The 18,668-nt window shown below is 66.4% G+C and carries 8 protein-coding genes; 4 read left to right on the top strand and 4 right to left on the bottom strand.

Annotated elements, in window-relative coordinates; translation table 11 throughout:
* Position 1 precedes the first annotated feature (1 nt).
* From mads6 to IG98_RS48325, 4 genes are all read left to right on the top strand, one after another.
* Entirely contained in the window at positions 2 to 4,072 is a 4,071-nt protein-coding gene (gene mads6 / locus IG98_RS0102875) for a methylation-associated defense system protein kinase MAD6 (protein ID WP_030904949.1), read from the top strand.
* The gene (gene mads7, locus IG98_RS0102870; RefSeq protein WP_030904946.1) at positions 4,069 to 5,652 is read left to right on the top strand and encodes a methylation-associated defense system protein MAD7; all 1,584 of its coding nucleotides are present in this window, start codon (positions 4,069 to 4,071) and stop codon (positions 5,650 to 5,652) included. The genes mads6 and mads7 overlap by 4 nt, the downstream gene beginning before the upstream one ends.
* A gap of 10 nt (positions 5,653 to 5,662) precedes the next feature.
* Positions 5,663 to 11,029, top strand: coding sequence for a methylation-associated defense system ATP-binding protein MAD8 (mads8, locus tag IG98_RS0102865; protein WP_030904944.1), 5,367 nt, complete (start codon positions 5,663 to 5,665; stop codon positions 11,027 to 11,029).
* Positions 11,030 to 11,216: 187 nt separating this feature from the next.
* Entirely contained in the window at positions 11,217 to 13,265 is a 2,049-nt protein-coding gene (locus IG98_RS48325; RefSeq protein WP_084195088.1) for an AIPR family protein, read from the top strand.
* A 137-nt stretch (positions 13,266 to 13,402) separates the two neighbouring features.
* Here the strand turns inward: IG98_RS48325 and IG98_RS0102855 are convergent, their stop codons facing one another.
* The 4 genes from IG98_RS0102855 to IG98_RS0102840 form a co-directional block, all read right to left on the bottom strand.
* A complete protein-coding gene (locus tag IG98_RS0102855) occupies positions 13,403 to 13,603 on the bottom strand; it encodes a hypothetical protein (protein ID WP_030904941.1) in 201 nt (66 codons plus the stop codon).
* Between the two features lie 407 nt (positions 13,604 to 14,010).
* A complete protein-coding gene (locus IG98_RS0102850; protein WP_030904937.1) occupies positions 14,011 to 14,826 on the bottom strand; it encodes an MBL fold metallo-hydrolase in 816 nt (271 codons plus the stop codon).
* A 203-nt stretch (positions 14,827 to 15,029) separates the two neighbouring features.
* The gene (locus IG98_RS0102845; RefSeq protein WP_245651379.1) at positions 15,030 to 16,484 is read right to left on the bottom strand and encodes a DHA2 family efflux MFS transporter permease subunit; all 1,455 of its coding nucleotides are present in this window, start codon (positions 16,482 to 16,484) and stop codon (positions 15,030 to 15,032) included.
* A 469-nt stretch (positions 16,485 to 16,953) separates the two neighbouring features.
* Positions 16,954 to 18,567, bottom strand: a complete 1,614-nt coding sequence (locus IG98_RS0102840; protein ID WP_030904931.1) for an amidohydrolase — start codon at positions 18,565 to 18,567, stop codon at positions 16,954 to 16,956.
* Positions 18,568 to 18,668 lie beyond the last annotated feature (101 nt).

Here is an 18,668-nt window from a genome sequence, read left to right as displayed (position 1 = left end):
CATGGCTCACATCGTCGGTGGCGGCCCCCCGGTCAACGACGCGGAGCGCATGGCGATCGCGCACCTGCGCGACCATGCTCCCGATGACTGGCTCGTGCTGCACAACATCGAGATCCCGGTGCACGGCGGCAGATACGAGGTCGATCTCGTCGTGGTGACCGGACACTCGGTCTGCCTGATCGACGTCAAGGGCACCCGGGGCCGGATCGAGGTGGCGGGCCGAAAGTGGTATCCGTCCCGGCGGGCGCCGTACGGCTCGCCGGTGGCCAAACTGCGCGGGCACGCCCGTGCGCTCAAGGGAACGCTGGAGCGGTCCCGGCCCGCGCTCGACCGGATCTACGTCGACGCGCTCGTGCTCCTCACCGCCGAAGACGCCCGCCTGATCGACCCCGACGACGGACCGGACGCCGACGCCGACGACGTCACGACACTCGCCCTGCTCGTCCGTACGCTGGCCGACGTCTCCCGGGTCCGTTCCGGCCTCACCCGGGACATGTCGCCGTACCGCGAAGATGTCGTCGAGGCGCTTGAGGGGACGGTGCGCAGGCCGACCGGGCCGCAGCGGTTCGGCAACTGGGTGGTGCGGGAACGGCTCGGCGGCACCGACGAGGTGACCGAGTACCGCGCGGCCAACGCCACCGTGACCTCCTCGGAGACCGTGCTGCTGCGGGTCTACCGCGCCGACCCGTTCCAGCCGGAGGAGGTGCGGAACGCCGAGCGGATCGCGATCGCCAACGCCTACGAGGTGCTGGCCAAGATGCCGCCAAGCCCGCACATCGTCGGCCGGCGCGACTTCTTCGCCGGTGAGGACGAGAGCCAGTTCGTGCTGGTCATGGATGACGTGCACGGCCAGGCGCTGCACCTGCGGCTGAACGACCCCAGGCAGCCGCTCGGCGCCGACGCCAAGCTCCTGGTGATCCGTGACATGCTGCGCGGGCTGGCGCACGCCCACCGGTTCAGGGTGATCCACCGGGCGCTGTCCCCGGCCGCGGTGCTGGTGACCGAGGGCGGACGCGCCCTGCTGACCGGGTTCGACTACGCCCGGCCGGAGGATCCTCGGCCCCACACGGTCGTCCAGCGGCTCGCCGAGGCGCTCGACCCGGCCTATGTGGCGCCCGAGTGCCAGTCGCGGGCCCAGGCGATGAGCCGCGCCTCGGACGTCTACGCCGCCGGAGTGATCGCCTTTCAGCTGCTCACCGGAGAGTTGCCGTTCGCCACCACCGCGGATCAGTTCGAGAAGGGCAGCGTTTTGCCCTCATCGGTGCTGACCTCCTCCGGGGTGCCGAAGGAGGTGGCCGGGCTGCTGCGGCGGATGTGCGCGCGGGCGCCCTCGGCCCGCCCGTCCGCGGCCGAGGCTCTCGACCTGCTCCGGCGTGCGACGAAAGGCGACGGCGAGAGCGGTCAGGGCGGTCAGGGCTCCGAGGGCGGAGAGGGGACGGCCGGGCGGAAGGGGCCGGACCACAAGAACCTTCCCGAGGGATACCAGCTCACCCGGGCGCACACGGTGCGCCGCAAGCTGGGGTCGGGGACCTTCGGCGTGGTCTACCAGGTCTACGACAACCTGGCCTCCACCGACCGGGTCGTCAAGCTCGTGCTCAAGGACCGCGAGTCGCTGACCGAGCGGCTCAAGCAGGAGTACCACGTGCTGCGCGGGCTGTCGCACCCCAACGTGGTCAAGGTGGAGCACGCCGACTACCTGGGCGGCACCGACATCCCGTACCTCGTCTTCGAGTACGTCGACGGGCAGGACGTCCATGAGCTGATCAAGGGAAGGCCACTCGGCCCGGCGGACGCCGTCAAGCTGGGTATCGACGTCGCCAAGGGGCTCGTCTACCTGCACGGCAACGGGATCTACCACTGCGACATCAAGCCGAGGAACCTGCTGCGGACCGACAGCGGCTGCAAGATCATCGACTTCAACGTCTCGGTCACCGCCGACTCCAGCCTGTCGAAGGCGGGGGGCACCGGGAGATACGCGCCGCCGGACAGCGGTTCCGGCCCACCCACCGTGGCCGACCTCGCCGATCGCGACGTGTACGGCCTCGGGCTGACCCTGTACCAACTGGTCACCGGGGAGTGGCCGTTCGCCGCCCCACAGCGTGCGTTCGGCGAGCAGCCGGTCGCCCCCTCCTCATTCCCCGATCTCGGTGACCTTTCCGACGCCCTGGTTTTGACCCTGACCAGGGCGATCGCCCCGCTCCGCGGTGACCGTTACGCGAGTGCCGCCGATCTGCTCGCCGCGTTGACGGCGATCGGCGAGGACGTCCACCGGCCAAGGCTCCCGCCGGAGCCCGAATCGCTTCCCCGGCCTCCGGCGGGAGAGGCCAACCCGTTCGTCGCCCACCTGCAGACCCTCTACAGCCAGAGCAGCAGTAGTAACGCGGGTACCCGAGGGGCCGACCCGTTCGACCTGTATGTGCCGACGGCGCTCGACGACCGGCTGATCCCGGACATCCGCGCCGGCCGTTACACCCTCGTGGTGATCACCGGAAACGCCGGGGACGGCAAGACCGCGTTCCTGGAGCACCTGGTCGGCTACGTGCGTAAACGCGGGGCCGAGCCGGGTGAGCCGAGGGAGAACGGTGCCGACGTCAGGCTGCCCGGTGGCCGATGGCTGCGGATCAACCACGACGGTAGCCAGGACGAGGGTGACCGGGCCAACGACGACGTGCTGCTCGACTTCTTCGCGCCCTTCACCGGAGACGGCCCCGCCGCCGACGCGGGGGAGACCCGCCTCATCGCGATCAACGAGGGGCGTCTGATCGACTTCCTCGCCACGCACGAGGAGAGATTTCCCCACCTGGCCGCGACGGTCCGCGCGGGCCTCGACGGTGAGCAGGAGACCGGCGGTGTGGCCGTGGTCAACCTCAACCGGCGGAGCGTCGTCGCCGGAGACGATGAGTCGATCTTCAACCGGGTGCTCGGCCGGATGACCCACGAGCGCCTCTGGGAGGCCTGCGACTCGTGTGAGCTGGTGAAGGTCTGCTACGCCCCGCACAATGCGCGGACCTTCGCCCACTCCAGCGCCGGTCCCAAGGTGACCGGACGGCTACGGGACCTCTACACGCTGGCGCATCTCCGCGGTCACCTGCACACGACCCTGCGCGACCTCCGGTCGGGCCTGGCGTTCACCCTCACCTCGGGCCGGAGCTGCGAGCAGATCCGCGAGCTCTACCGAGACGGTGACGCCGAGACGATCCTGGACAGCTTCTACTTCAACAGCTGGGCCGGTGCTCCGGAGACCAAGGACAGGCTGCTCGCCTTCCTGCGCCAGGTGGATGTCGCCACGGTGCCCGATCCCGCGCTGGACCGTCAGATCAACTACGTCGGCCCCGACGCGGGACAGGCCGTCATGACCGTCGACCGGCGTGAGAAGTACGACGTGGGGCTGCTGGGCGAGCTCTTCAGCCGACTTCCCCGAAGCGCCGCGCCGTCGGCCGCGCAGGTGGCGGCGCATCTGCGCTACGTCGCCGCCGCCCGGCGGCGCTTCTACTTCGAGTGCGTCGAGGACAGGCGCGCACGGCTGCTGCTGCCCTACCGGTCCGCCGGGCGGTTCCTGGAGCTGCTCAGTCATCCGGCGGGTGTCGCCGACCACCTGCCGGAGATCATCCGGGCGATCAACCGGGGGGAGGGGCTTCCCGACCCCGACCGGCTCGGGGACGTGCTGGCGCTGCAGCTCAGGCAGGTCACCGGAGGAAGTATCCGCAGCTACCGGCTCTTCCCGGCGGCCGAGCTGTCGCTGACGACCACGGTGCCCGAGCCGTCGCCCTACCTTGAGGAGCAGCCGGACGGACTGCTGCTGAGCTACCACGGGGGCGGTGAGCGGCGGGCGCGGCTGCGCATCCGGCTCGACCTCTACGAGTTGCTGTCCCGGCTGCGAGACGGCTACCTGCCCGGAGTGGCCGAGCGGCAGGGACTCTACCTCGGCTTGACGATCTTCAAGAACGAGCTGTCCGCGGCACCGTACCAGGAGGTGCTGCTCACCACCGGCGGCCGGGATCTGTACCGGATCCGGCGCGATCCCGGCGGCAGGCTCCTCATGCTGCCCGTCACCGAGGGGAGTAAGCCATGACCCTGCACCGGGGGGACCGGGAGTTCCGTCATCCGGGCGTGACCCATGTCGACTACAAGCAGGTGGAGATGGACCGGGTGCTGACCGCGTTCCTCCCCCGGCTGTGGTGGGGAGGGGCCCCGAGCGTGCTGGCGAGGTCCGCGGACCTCACCGTTGAGGACTTCGTCGACACCGTGCACGAACACCGCGAGCTGTTCAAGGGGTTCGAGCGGGACATCACCCGCAGGTGGATGGAGACCCATCTGCTGGACCTCGTCAACCGGGGTAAGCCCAACCAGATGGTCGCCGGCCTGCGGCCCCTGCACGGATTCACCTACCGGTTCCGCAACTCCCGGCGTTCCCGGCCGTCCGGGGTGGACGAGCAGCTCTACGCGATGATCCAGCACGCTTCGGACGGCAGGGGGATCAAGACCCTGCAGTATCTGAAGACCTTCTTCTTCGCCGGGGTGGACGCGAACACCGAGACGCCCAAGCTTGGGGTGGAGATCGATGTGGAGACCCAGGCGCTCATCAACCTGTCCGAGGCGGTCAGAAAAAACATCACCGACAGACCGGCCGGGGGGAAGGACCGCGTTTCCCATCCGCCGCTGTATCCCGGCGCGTCCGACCTGCTGGCGGACGACATCGTCCGGCTCCTCTTCCATCAGCACCTGATTCCCCGGTCCGTACTGGTCGACTACCTGAAGATCCTCTTCGCCTTCCATCTGGCCCTCTACCACCTGCAGATCATGAAGCTGCTTCCCGCGTGGGTGAGGGGAGAGCAGCCGGGTCCGAGCGGCGGTTTTTTTCTCGACGTCGGCGGGATCCCCGGCACACCGGTCGCCCGGCTCGCCGAGCGCGGCACATCGGTGTGGTACGGGCGCATCCCCGAATTCGTACGCGCCACCTTCTGCGTGAAGAAGCTGGAGGACTTCGCACAGAACCTGGTGAGGCTCAACAAACTCGGCAAACCCCCGGGTGGGATTTTCAAGATCGAGGACCTGGTGGTGCTGCTCGGTTCCGCCTACGCCGCGGAACGCTCCCAGTTCGCCGGGGCCAGGCTGAACCGGGTGCTGGAGAGTTCCAAAGCCGCGGAGGAGGAGCTCGACACCACGATCACCCAGATCCTGGAACTGGGACTCGACCCCTTCAGCACGTACATCGACGTCATCGCGGCCTTCCGGGTCCGGTTCCACCGCCAGTACGTCACCGAGTGCCTTGACTCACTGCTGCTGAAGAACCGTCCCGGGGCGATGATCGCTCAGCCGCGCCGGGGGGAGAGACGTTTCGTGCTGGACAGCCGGCTGCTGGAGGTGCTCCTGCAGATCGCACTGCTCCACCCCGGCGGATCCCAGGGATTTCACACCGCTCCGCTCCGGGTGGACCAGTTTCTGACGATTCTGCGAAAGCGCTACGGGCTCTACATCGATCGCCTTCCCCCGGGTGACGGCTTCGGCCGGGCGGGCATCACGGATCAGGCCGCCCTCCGCGAGAACGTAAGGGCTTTCACCGCACGTCTCCGTGAGATCGGCTTCTACTCCGATATGTCGGACGCCTACCTCACCCAGACCATCACACCCCGCTACGTCGTACCGGCCTGACAGGACTCCGATGAGCGCAGGACTACGCGAACTACTCGACCAGGACCTCGACGAGGCGCTGGAACGGGTGCTCACCCCCAGGTTGTCCGCTCTGCTGGAGGCACGGGAGCCGGGGCACTGCGCCCGCGTCACCGACATCGACGAGGCACTCGCCGCGCGGCTCTGCCGCAGAGTACGAACCGCCGTGAGCAACGACGCGCAGGTTCATGTCCTCGGCGGTCCGCCCACTGTCGCCTCGGATGTGGCGATCAGCAGCACCAAACTGATCGAGTTGCGAAACCCGGTCCGCGACCGGCAGCGACCGCCCCTGCTGGTCTTCGTTCCCCCCGGAACCCGGGCCAGCGCCGAGGACTCCTTCGACGTGGCCACCTTCGAGGAACTCGTGCTGGGGGACGTCTACTCCAGCCTGGCCGAGCGGTTGCTCGCCGAGCTTCCCGAGAACCTGCGCCGCGCGGTGGACGATCTCTTCGACGTGCTGGCCGAGGAGCACTGGCCCTACAGTGACTCACTGGCCCGAGCCCGTTACCTGCTCACAGTCCAGCTCAACGAGTTCGACCCGGCCGCGGCCGGGGCCGCCGTCTTCGAACTGGGACTGGTTCCCGACTTCGAGCTCTTCACCGACCTCGCGCTGATCCGCACCCGCGCGGTCCGAAACCTCCAGCAGATGCGGATCCTGTCCCGGGCGGAGCGGCCGGAGCGGCAGCGCGTCATCGAACTGAACCTGACCGACCCCCACTTCCGTGCGCGCCTGGCCACGTTCGTGGTCCAGACAGGTCTGGAGAACCCGAGAACCTGGACGCGCCGGATCGTGATCGACCGTACCAACTGGAAGCTCGCCTTCCAGCACTGGCCGTTGCGGGAGGAACGCCCCGCCGAGACGCTTCACATCAGAGTCGGAGAACTTGATCTTCACCGTGCGGGGGATAGGCCCGAGCACGCGGACCACCCCGTGCTGGCCAATTTCACCGGGCAACTGTTCGTCCCCGCCGGCAGACAGGGACTGACGCAGCTTCCCGTCACGTTCGAGGTCACCCCCGACCCCCGCAGGATCGCCGGTCTGACCAGGTTCACCGTTCAACTGGTATCGGAGGAGGCCGGCCCGACCGGGGTGGCCACCTCCGTCCGGGTCAGCAGGACCGCGAAGAGCGGCTACAAGGCGATCCTCAAGAAACTACGCGGCGCGGACCTGGAACAGGGCTGGCACTACATCCGGATCCTCGCCCAAGACGACGAGGGCATTCCCCTGGCGATGGGGCCTTCCCCCGACGGTGTGTACGACCTCAACGAAAGCGACCGGTTCCTGGTCGTCACCGACGACGAGCTTGATGAGGCCCCGCCCCAGCAGCGCGTCACGAAGGAGATCGGCGTCACCCACGCCCTCCGGCGACTGGAGTTCAAGGCGCTGGAAGAGGGCCGGGACTGGCGGGACGTGGCGTGCCGTACGGTCACCTGGAAGAGCGCGCACGGTCCCGGACACCATGTCATCTCCGCCGCGTTCGGAGCCCACGCTCAGATCGAGATCCCGCTGGCGCCTGCGCTCTCCGAACTGGAACGGCGGATCCTCGCCGATCCCGATCACGTCGGGCGGCTGCGCCTTCCCGTCCACACCGATCAGCCAGGAGTGGTCACCCGGGAGGAACCCGTGTGGTCCACCGACGGTGGTGACACGTTCGAGGCGTTCATCCAGGCGCGCCGTGCGGTCTTCGAGGCGATCCGCGGCACGGACGCGATGGTCGTCGAGGGCTGTGACCTGGTCGCCGTCCGCGCTCTCGCGCAGACCTACGCCGAAGCCTACGGTGACCTGCTGAACCGGCAACTTCACCGAGCCGAACGGGCCGACGAGAATCAGGTCGCGGGCCTGCTGCGCGAGCTCACGGCGATGCTGCAAGTCGACTGCATCACCGTGGACCACACCGATCCGCGCGGAGCCGAGAGCGAGCTGACCCTGGTCGCGCCGACTCATCCGCTCCGCCTGCTCTGGCTCGTCACCTGGGCCGAACTGGGCCACCGGTGGCTCGCCGACGCGGCCGAGAACGGAGCCGCGGTGATCGCCGCCGCGGGACGATCACTGACCGGGATGACCCCGCTCGGCTTTCCGCTGGTCGTCCCCCGATCCGACGGCCGGCTCGCCGTCGCCGGTAGTGATCTCAACCCCTACTGGGGCGTCTGTCTCCCCACCGACATCGCGGATCCGCAGGGAGTGCTCGCCGCGCTCGTCACCGCGCTCCGCCTGCCCGAACGCTGGACGAGTGACAGGACGATCTCCGGGAAGCGGCTCGCGGACCGGGTCGAGCGCTACCTGCGCCTGCACCCTTACGTCACCACGCTGGTGATCAGCGCGGTCAACGCGGGCCGGGCCGAGCCGATCGCGGACATGCTCGTCGAACTTCAGCGCCGGAGGGGCCTGAAGGAGATCACCTACGACGTGCGGCTCTTCGCCACGGATCCCGAGGCTCCCGGCAACGGAGACGCCCTGGCCCAACTGCTCCGGGGGGAGTGGAGTTCGGTCGCGGAGGCGGAACCGTTCCACACCCGCACGGCCTCCGGGATCACGCCCAAGCTGGCGGTAGCCGTACGTCCCGTGGCGGAGTTCCGTTCCGCGAGCGGCGAGCATTCCGCGCACATCACCCTGCTCCTCGACGCGTTCAGCGGTGAGCGGTTCGACGCCGCTCCGCTCGAAGATCACGGACTTGCCCAGGTTCACGGACTCCAGCAGGACATGAAGGTCAGCTACGTTGAGGACGAGGACCTCGTCGCCTGGCATAAACAACCCCGTCACGGCCGGGCTCATCCGATCGAAGGGGCCGAAGAACTCTCCGATCTGCTCTCCTCGCTGCCCTCGACCATCTCCGCCGCCGCCTCGGCCGTGACCACCGGGCAGGTGGGAACGCGTCTCGCGCCGAGGATCACCCTCAGCCTCGATGTGAAGGACGGCACCCTGCTCCATCAGGCCCACCGGTCCAGCGACTGGGTGATCACCGCTGACAGGACGTTGGGGGTGGAGTATTTCGACAACCCCGGAAGTGAGCGGCGTCCCGACTACATCATCGATTTCGATGCCGACGGTGCCGAGGGCCTAGGCCATCACATGGTGATCAGTTCCCGGTCGGTCGACGAGCTGCGATCTCTGCTTTCCCCGATGATCGCGCAGCACAACTTCCAGATCGACTCCCGGCACACCGTCACCTTCTTCGACCAGTTGCGTCTGCTGTCCGGACGTCTGGCGTTCAAGCTCGCCTCCGCTGTCTCCACCCAGCGCACCGAGGTTCTCGGTCTGGCACTGGCCCGCCTCTACCTTGACTACCAAGGCGTTCTCGCGGACCAGATCCTCGTCCCGTTGGACGCGCATCTGGAGCTCTATCGGGAGGCCCGTAAACGCGCGGACGAGGTGGGGGAGGCCGTCGGACTGCAGCGCACCGATCTGGCCCTGTTCAGCCTGGACGCCCGGCGGCGCACGATCACCTGCCGGCTGGTCGAGGTCAAGTGCTACAGCTCGCTGAGCAATCTGTCCGTCTATGAAGAACTCAAGAATCGGATGACCGGCCAACTGGACCAGAGCGCGAAGGTCCTGGCCGAGCACTTCGACCCGCACCGCACCCGGCCGGACCGTCCGGATCGAGTGGTGCGGAATGCCGACCTGGCCGCTTTGCTGGGCTTCTATCTCGGCCGAGCCGTCCGCTACCAGACCATGCGAGCGGACGCCGCCGACGAGGCCCGGTGGCTGCTGGCGCACCTCGACAGTGGTTACCGGCTGGAGTTCACCCGTACCGGGCTGGTCTTCGACCTCGCGGGTGAGGGCACGTCGAGCGAGTCCGAGGGAGGCATCGAGTTCCACCGGATCGGACGGGATCTCGCCGAGGAGCTCATCGAGGCCATTCCCACCGACGCGGCCCTGGCCGCCGGCCGGACTGCCGCGAGTCTCACCTCGGAATCGCTGGGGCGGCTCGACCTCACACTTCCCCGGCTCGCGGACGCCGGCTTCCGTGCCCCGGCGCGCCCGTACGAGGTGCCCGAAGAGGCTTTCGCTGAGGACGCCGACGACGTGCATGAGGAGCGGGAGTCGGCACCTCAGGTAGAGCAGCTCCCCGATCCTCACGCCGAGATTCCCGAGGAGATTTCCGCGAGGAGAGAGCCGGTTACGAAGACCGTACCGGCGAGACACTCTCCTGCGGATTCGGGCCCGCCCCCCGATGTCTACCTGGGGTCTGCTACGCCGTCACCGCAGTACGGGGTTCTCGGTGAGGTCGCGGGACGACGCATCGCGCTCGACCTTAACGAGACACACACGATCAGCCTGTTCGGAGTGCAGGGCGGAGGTAAGAGCTACACACTTGGCACGATCGTCGAGGCCGCCTCACTGCCGGCACCTCCCGTCAACGAGCTGCCGAATCCACTGGCCACGATCGTCTTCCACTACAGCCCGACGCTGGACTACGCGCCGGAGTTCACCAGCATGGTCGAGCCGAACGACGACGCCGCTCAGCTCGACGTGTTGCGTCATCGCTATGGCGTCGAACCCGCGGCGCTGAGTGACGTGGTGATACTGGTCCCCGAGGACCAGTTGGAGCAGCGGCGTACCGACTATCCGAACATCCAGGTTCTCCCGCTGAAGTTCGGCTCCAGCGAACTACGCGCCGAGCACTGGCGTTTCCTGATGGGGGCTATCGGCAATCAGTCCACGTACATCCGGCAGCTCCAGAGGATCATGAAGGCGAACCGGAGAAACCTGCGCCTGGAGGTCATCCGCGACGGTGTCGAGCAGTCCTCGCTCTCGGACAACCTCAAGCAGCTTGCCCAGGAACGCCTCGATCTGGCCGCCGAGTACATCGATGACAGCGCGCGAGTGAAGCAGCTCGTCCAGCCGGGGCGGATGATCATTGTTGACCTGCGAGACGAGTTCATCGAGAAGGACGAGGCGCTTGGCCTTTTCGTGGTTCTCATGCAATTGTTCGCCGAGGCCCAGGGCGAAGGCAGGCGATTCAACAAGCTTGTTGTGTTCGACGAGGCTCACAAATACATCGAGAGCCCCGACCTGGTGGCGGGCCTCGTGGAGAGCGTCCGTGAGATGAGGCACAAGGGAATGAGCGTTCTGGTCGCCAGCCAGGATCCGCTCTCCGTCCCGGCCTCGCTGATCGCACTCTCCAACCATGTGATCCTGCACAAGTTCACTTCACCCGCCTGGCTCAAACACCTCCAGAAGGCGAACGCCTCACTGGCCGAACTCACCTCCACCAAAATGGCGAACCTGACCCCGGGGGAGGCATACGTCTGGTCCAGCAAGGCGACAGACGCCGCATTCACCCGAAGCGCGATCAAAGTACGACTACGCCCCCGGGTGACACGTCACGGCGGAGGAACCAAGACAGCGGTCGATTAGTCATTATTTTCCAGAGCTTTGGTCTTAGTCGTGATGATTGTAGATCGTGGCAGAAAAACAAATTTCCCCGTTAGGGCTGATAGGGAAGATGAGATCATTTATCGGATGGGGTGAGTAAGTGCCATACCCGGTTCAAGTACGAAATCTTAGGCGACAGCTTAATGAGCGATTCCGGACGCTTATCGACATGTCAGACTGGGAAGGACGACCAGGTGAAGAGCATAATTTCCTGAGCCGAGCGGTAGCTGCATTGGCAGTTAAGCTGGAAACGGCCTGTTCGGATGAGACTGCTGCTCGGGCGGTGATCGACTGCGAGACAGACCGGGGGATCGATGCGGTAGCAGTTGAGCAACGAGGAGAGCGGCAGCATGTCACTCTAGTGCAAGCAAAGTGGAGTGATAAGGGGGAGGCGGGATTCAGTGAAGCGGATGTTTCAGCGGTCATTCGAGGCCTCGGTTATCTGCTGGAACTGGAGTTTCATCGATTCGGGCGTAAAATTGACCAGCACGCAGCAGAGTTGGATGCAGCGCTTAACAGCCCTTCCCCCAAGGTTACTCTGGTTCTAGCTCTAGTAACCGCAACCGACCTACACCCTAACACTAGGAGGCTTTTGGAAGAAGAGATCGATAAGCATAACCTTGACGATGATCTAGTGGATTATAAAATCATTAATTTGCGAGATTTGCATCGAGAGATTCTTGGCGAACACGCCGAACGTAAAGTTGACCTTGACGTTCAAGTCCATGGCATGGGTAGGGTTAAAGAACCTATCCTTGCCTACTATGGGACCGTTTCGACCGGAGAGATCGCACGCTGGTACGGGCAGTACGGCCGCCATCTCACGGCTCGTAATATTCGGGACGCTCTTGATGTCAGCGACGTCAATGAAAAGATTCGGCTCGCACTGATCAGGGAGCCGCAATATTTTTGGTATCTAAGTAATGGCATTACCCTGATCTGTGATCGGATACGAAAACACGGTAAGGGGGCTCCGGCTGTTGGTGGGACAGCTGGATTTCGCCTGGAAGGTGCAAGCGTGATTAATGGTGCGCAGACCGTGAGCGCTGTGCATCGGGCTGTGCAGCAGAAACCAGGAAAAGCAGCCGATGGTCTAGTGTTGGTGCGGATCATTTCGTTGGAGGAGTCTCCTGAGGGATTCGGTGACCGGATCACCATCGCAGCAAATACACAGAACCCGACGGAGGAGCGGGACTTCCGCTCCCGCAGGCCTGAGCAATTCGAACTGCGTCACGATTTCGCGCTGTCACTGGGGCTCAATTATGTGATCAAGCGCGGAGAGTCCGAGCCATTGCCTGTAGAAGGTTGCACAATGACGGAGGCTGCCTTGGCGCTAGCGGCCGCCCACGCATCCACCGAATTCGTGGCCAGGGCAAAGCGTGATGTTTCTGCGTTGTGGGAAGAGCGCTACTATAAATCACTCTTTGGAAGTAAACCAACCGCTCACAGGGTATGGCGGTGTGTCCGGCTGCTGCGGTTGGTGCGCCAAGCTCTTGCTGAAGAGCAGGAGAATCTGGTGGGCCGTATCGCTGGCGCTGCTGCTCATGGTGACCTGCTACTTACGCATGTGCTCTTCCAGACGATGGACACCCATGACATCGACTCTGAAGAACCGGACGTTGCTGCGGCTTGGGAGGTTCGGCTAGCCGAGGTGCGGGAGCGCGTAAGGAGGGCGCTGGGGTGGATGGTGGTCATCGTCGATGGCGCATACGGCCGTAATAGTCAGCTAAGTACGACTGTGCGCACAGCTGAACGCGCTGAATTGGTGGCCAGAGGACTGTGTGAGCATGTTCTCAGCGGAGAAATGCCACCCAGTGATTCCGAATACAGGATAGATCGGGAGCCGGGTACTTCAGGAAACCAATCGGCCCGTGCGGTATGGGCAATCGTCGACGCGAACCTAATTCCGGACGGAACGATCTTGGAATTTCGTCCGGTTACTGCTCCAGAGCGCAGGCAGTTGCCTCGATGGATTGAAGAAGATCCTCGGCGGGCCAAGGCTAAATGGCAAAACAACAAGAACAGGCCGCTTATTTGGGGTGCTGACGATAAGGCGTATGCTCCTTCGCCGCTGGTGCGTTGGATACGTCGCGAAGCTATGGGGAATGACCAGCAGGTACAAGGGACGCGATACTGGCATGTTCCTGGTAAGGGGTCGTTGGTCGATATTGCCCGAGAAATCAGAGAGGGAATCAAGGCTGAGGTACAGGATGATTAATCGCATTTAAGTGTGATGAAGACGTTGAAACGTTGCGTGGCGCTCTACTGTCCTTCTCGCATCCAGTTGACGGCACGTAAGATGGGAACCATTCGTGAGATCACGTAGAGCTCCACCGGAGCTACTTCGGAATTGGATTAGAACGTTCCATATAACTCGTTTCTGCTCCGCTCGATCTCACCGAGGAGCTCCTCCTCGGTGGCGATTCCGGTGATGCCGAGGCTGTATGTCGCCTCGATTAGTTCGGAACCTATCGCTAGATGAAAGTCGTCGAATGTGAGCTTCTTGTGCAGTTTTGGCCAGCCTTGGTCGCTGGGTTGGACGAGATAGATGCTCATGAACGATTCTCGCCCTTGCTTGATGCTGGCCCTTCGCTTGTTGAGCAGTGTTGACAGCGCTTCCGGAATCGGCGGCACATTGGAGGGGCGTCCCAGTACGACATCGCTCTCACAGGTGTTCCACTCCTGCAGCCAGATGGGGAGAGTGTGGTGGCCCTCGATCTTGAGGTTTCAGGTTGTTTGACGGCCGGTGGTCCGTTTACCCGAGCAGCTCTGACTCGGGATGATCTCAGTGGCACCCTCGGAAATTGTCAGGTAACGACCTATTCAGTCGGTTAGCAGTTTTATTGCTTTCTGCGCATGTGGAGCGTTATTCGAGTAAGTGAGTGATCCGATATCGGGTGATCAACTTGTGATCGGTTGCTGGTCGTACAAGCTGGAAGGCCGGTGCTTTCGGCCCGGGATCGTCACGTCGAGGAGTCGTCCAGAACAAACGACAGGTAGCGGTCGGCGGAGCGGCGGACGGCCTCGGCGCCGTCGGTGTGCACGATCCGCTTCCACCAGCCGCCGTAGACGCGGTCGAAGGCGTACGGCTCCAGCAGCGACAGGGCGCGGCGGATCGTGGCGGGGCGCTCGGGGATCAGGTTGGGATAGCTGTACATGAAGCTGACCCAGCGGCGATCGGCCACCACCTGGAGGATGTCGCCGGAGAACAGCGCGCCCCGGCCGTCCTCGGCGTCACGCCAGTGCATGACCTGGCCGCCGTCGAAGTGCACGCCCGCGTTGACCAGCGTCACTCCTTCGAGGATCTCGCAGGTGTCGCCCTCCCAGAAGACCACCGACTCGTCGGGGCGGGCCACCCAGTCACGGTCGGCCGCGTGCAGGTGGATCGGCGCGTCGAAGGCGTGCGCCCACTCGACCATCGAGCCGTAGAAGTGCGGGTGGCTGATCGCGATGGCGTCGATCCCGCCGAGCTCGCCGACCTGCCTGATCAGCTCGTCGTCGAGGTGGGTGACCATGTCCCAGAGCACGTTGCCGGCGGGGGTGCGGACCAGCAGGGCGCGCTGCCCGATGGCGGTGGCGGGGTCGGTGCCGATGCCGACGACTCCGGTGCCCTCCTCGGCGAGGTGCGCCCGGTGCCCGCTCTCGCGGAGTTCGTTGAGCGAGGTCCAGTGCTGGCCCTCCCAGCCGATGTACTGCCGCTCGTCCTCGCAGATCGGGCAACTCTCCCGCGCCGCGGCGTACTGGACACCGCAGGTGACGCAGATGGGCAGATCGTTCACGACGTCCTCCGCTGATCAGCTGTTCGGCAATGCTACGGCGGCTGTACCGAAGGCGCAGGTTGGGCTGGATGGCCGGGGCCCGCAGGACCTGGGCTTCGCCCTCGGTCGGTTGCGGGAACACCTCCGTCACCATCATCAGCGCGAAGCCGCCCTCCCTCGGCTCGCTCGCCACCCCCGGAAGAGCGAGCCGGCCTCGCCGTGGTTCAGCCGGCGTCGCGCCCGGCGGCCTGCGGCACAGAGCGGGGGCGGCGTACGAACAGCGCCGTGACGAACACCAGCACACCGAGCACACCCGCGACGACAAAGGCGGTGTGCAGGCCTGCGGCGTCGGGGGCGCCGGACGCGTGGGTGGTGCCCAGGGACGCCACGGTGACGAACATGGCGGTACCGAACGCGCCCGCGACCTGCTGGAGCGTGGACAGGATCGCGCTGCCGTGTGAGTAGAGGTGTTCGGGTAGCGAGCCGAGCGACTCGGTCATCAGGGGGGTCATCATCGCCCCGAGCCCGGCCATGAGCAGCACATGGATGCCGATCACCAGGGCCAGCGGCGAATCCGGTCCGAGGGCGGCGAACAGCCACATCGCCACCGCTGTGGCCAGCGCGCCGGGGATCACCAGCGGGCGGGCGCCGAAGCGGTCGAACAGCTGCCCCACCGGCCGTCCCAGCAGGCCGAGGACCAGTCCGCCGGGGAGCACGGCCAGCCCGCTGACGAATGTGCTCGTGCGCAGGACGGTCTGGAGATACAGCGGCAGCAGGATCGCCGAGACCGCCAGCAGGCACATGAACAGCAGGGCGCTCAGGGTGAGCGCGACGACGAAGGCGCGGTGGGTCAGCGGGCGCAGGTCCAGCAGCGCCCGGTCCTGGCGCTGCAGTCGGAGTTGGCGTGCCACGAACCCGGCGAGGGCGACGGCACCGACCGCGATGGGCATCCACGGCGCCACCAGGTGGCCGCCGCCGGACTCGCCGACGGAGGAGAGGCCGTACAGGATGCCGCCGAAACCGACGGCGGACAGCAGCACGGACAACACGTCCAGCGGCACCGTGCGCGTCTCGCCGCCCAGCCGCATCCGGACGGCGCCGAAGGCCAGTGCCAGCAGGGACAGCGGCAGTACGAGCCAGAACATCCAGCGCCAGCCCAGGGAGGACAGCACCGCGCCGCCGACCGTCGGCCCGATCGCGGGGGCCACGGCGATGACGATGGTGATCGTGCCCATGGTCGCGCCGCGTTTGGACGCGGGGACCAGGCGCATCACCGTGGTCATCAGCATCGGCAGCATGACCGCGGTACCGCAGGCCTGCACGACGCGCCCGGCCAGCAGTACGGCGAACCCCGGGGCGAGCGCGCTGATCAGGGTGCCCGCGCTGAACAACGTCAGCGAGACCAGGAAGATCTGCCGAGGGGTGAAACGCTCGAGCAGGAAGCCGGTGGTGGGGATGACCACGGCCATGGTCAGCAGGAAACCACTGGTCAGCCACTGCGCGGTCGTGGTGGAAACGCTGAGGTCGACGGTGAGGTCGCGCAGCGCGACGCTCAGGACCGTCTCGTTGAGGATCATCACGAAGGCCGATACGACCAGCGTGGCGATCATCATCATGGCCCCCTTGGGGGCCGCGGCGTCGCCGGTGCCCCGGGACTCGCCGACCGCGGTGTCGTTCACTGATTGGGGAAACGCGGAGATGGTGTACCTCACAAGCAGAAGGGGCCACCGACGGGAACTTGGGGGAGAGCCGGGCGTGGCGGAGCGGAACAGTCGAACAGCGGGCTGGGCGGGAATCTCCGCGCGGTCAGCGGAGGCCGGGAGACAACGGGAATCTCACACAGACGACATCGTCATGAGGCGGACATCGCGTTGAAGCGTCCCAGCAGCGCTCCCAGGGCGTTGGCGTCACCCGGGCCCCAGGAGGCAAAGAGCAACCATGACATCCTAGGTTATCGCTCGCAAATCATTTTTCCGGGCCGCTCGGGTCCGGGCCGTCGGCCCGAAGCAGCCCGCTGTCCTCGCTCGATGGAACCCCGCACGCCGAGACCGGTCGCGGGTCTCGTGAAGCCGCTCCCTTCGGGGAGCGGAGGAGCCACCGCCGTTGCCGTCGAGGGAGACGGCCGCCGCGCTCCGTGTCGTCTCCGGGTCAGCGCCGGTAGACCTGCTCGCCGCCGACGAAGGTCATCGCGACGCTCGTCCGCCAGATGTCGGCCGGGGGCTCGGTGAACGGGTCGCGGTCCAGGACGACCAGGTCGGCGCGGTTGCCGGGGACGATGGTGCCGGCGTCGTCGTCGTGGTTGATCCGGGCCGAGCCGGCGGTGTAGGCGGTCAGCGCGGTGGCCAGGTCCAGGCTCTGGCCGGGCAGGAACGGGGTCTGTGCCGTCGGGTAGCCCGCGTGCAGCGAGCCGCCGGGCTCGGTGCGGTTGACGGCCACGTGCATGCCCTGGAACGGGTCGGCGACCGAGACCGGCCAGTCGCTGCCCGCGCAGAAGCGGGTGCCCGAGCGCAGCAGGTCGGCGAACGGGTACTGCCAGGAGGAGCGCTCCTCGCCCAGGAACGGCAGGGTCAGCTCGTCCATCTGGGCGTGGTGGGTGGCCCAGAGCGGCTGCAGGTTGGCGGTCACGCCGAGCTCGGCGAAGCGCGGCACGTCCGACGGCTCGACGATCTGCAGGTGCGCGATGTGGTGCCGGTTGGCCGGGTCGGTCCCCTCGAAGCTGTCCAGCGCCTCGCGGACCGCCCGCTCACCGATGGCGTGGAAGTGGACCTGGAAGCCGTGCCGGTCCAGCTCGGCGACGTACTCCTTCAGCAGAGCGGGATCCACGTACGACAGGCCGGTGCCGCCGCAGCGGCAGTAGGGCTCGATCACCGCGGCGGTGAAGTTCTCGGCGATGCCGTCCTGCATGATCTTCACCGAGGTGGCGCGGAACCGCTCCAGGCCCGTGGCCGACTCGCGCCGCCCCAGCAGCTCGGGGATCTGTTCGGCGCCGCGTGTCCGGTCCCACCAGAGCGCGCCCACGACGCGGGCCCGCAGCGCGCCGGAGGCCGCCGCCGAGACGTACGTGGACAGCTGGTCGTCGTAGCCCGCGTAGGAGCCGACGATGGCGTCCTGCCAGCCGGTGATGCCGAGGGAGAACAGGTGGTCCTGGGCCGCGAGCAGCGCCTCGTGCAGGTCCGCGGCGCTGGGACGCGGGGTGAGCAGGCCGACCAGGTCCATCGCGCCCTCGTGCAGCACGCCGCTCGGCGTGCCGTCGGCGTCGCGCTCGATCCTGCCGTCGGCGGGGTCGGGGGTGTCGCGGGTGATCCCGGCCAGTTCCAGGGCCCGGCTGTTGACCCAGGCGGCATGGTGGTCGCGCTGGATCAGATAGACCGGGCGGGTGATGACGTCGAGCTGGGAGCGGTGCGGCAGGCCGCCGGGAAAGGCCGACATGTCCCAGCCGCCGCCGTCGATCCACTCGTGGCCGGGGTGGGAGTCCGCGTAGGCGACGATCTTCTCCACGTACTCCGGCAGGCCGTAGACCTCGGACAGGTCGCACCTGGCCCGCTCCAGGCCCGCCTGCACCGGGTGGATGTGCGCGTCGGTGAACCCGGGGGTCAGCAGGCGGCCGTCCAGGTCGACGACCTCGTGGCCGGGGGCGGCCAGTCGTACGACGTCGGACTCCGCGCCGACGGCGGCGATCCGGCCGTCACGGACCAGCACCGTCTCGGCGAAGGCGTCGGCGGCGAGGAAGACCCGGCCGCCCCGGAAGAGCAGGTCGCGCACTGTTGCACCATCCTTCTGTCGGTGGCCCGGAGGCCGCTGACGCCTCCGGGGTGCCGCTTGATCACCTACACTGCACGCTGGACCGGCCGAGGTCCAGCGTG

This window comes from Streptosporangium amethystogenes (genome assembly GCF_000721075.1).
GTDB classification, from domain to species: Bacteria; Actinomycetota; Actinomycetes; order Streptosporangiales; family Streptosporangiaceae; genus Streptosporangium; species Streptosporangium amethystogenes.
This window is presented reverse-complemented; position numbering and strand designations above follow the sequence as displayed.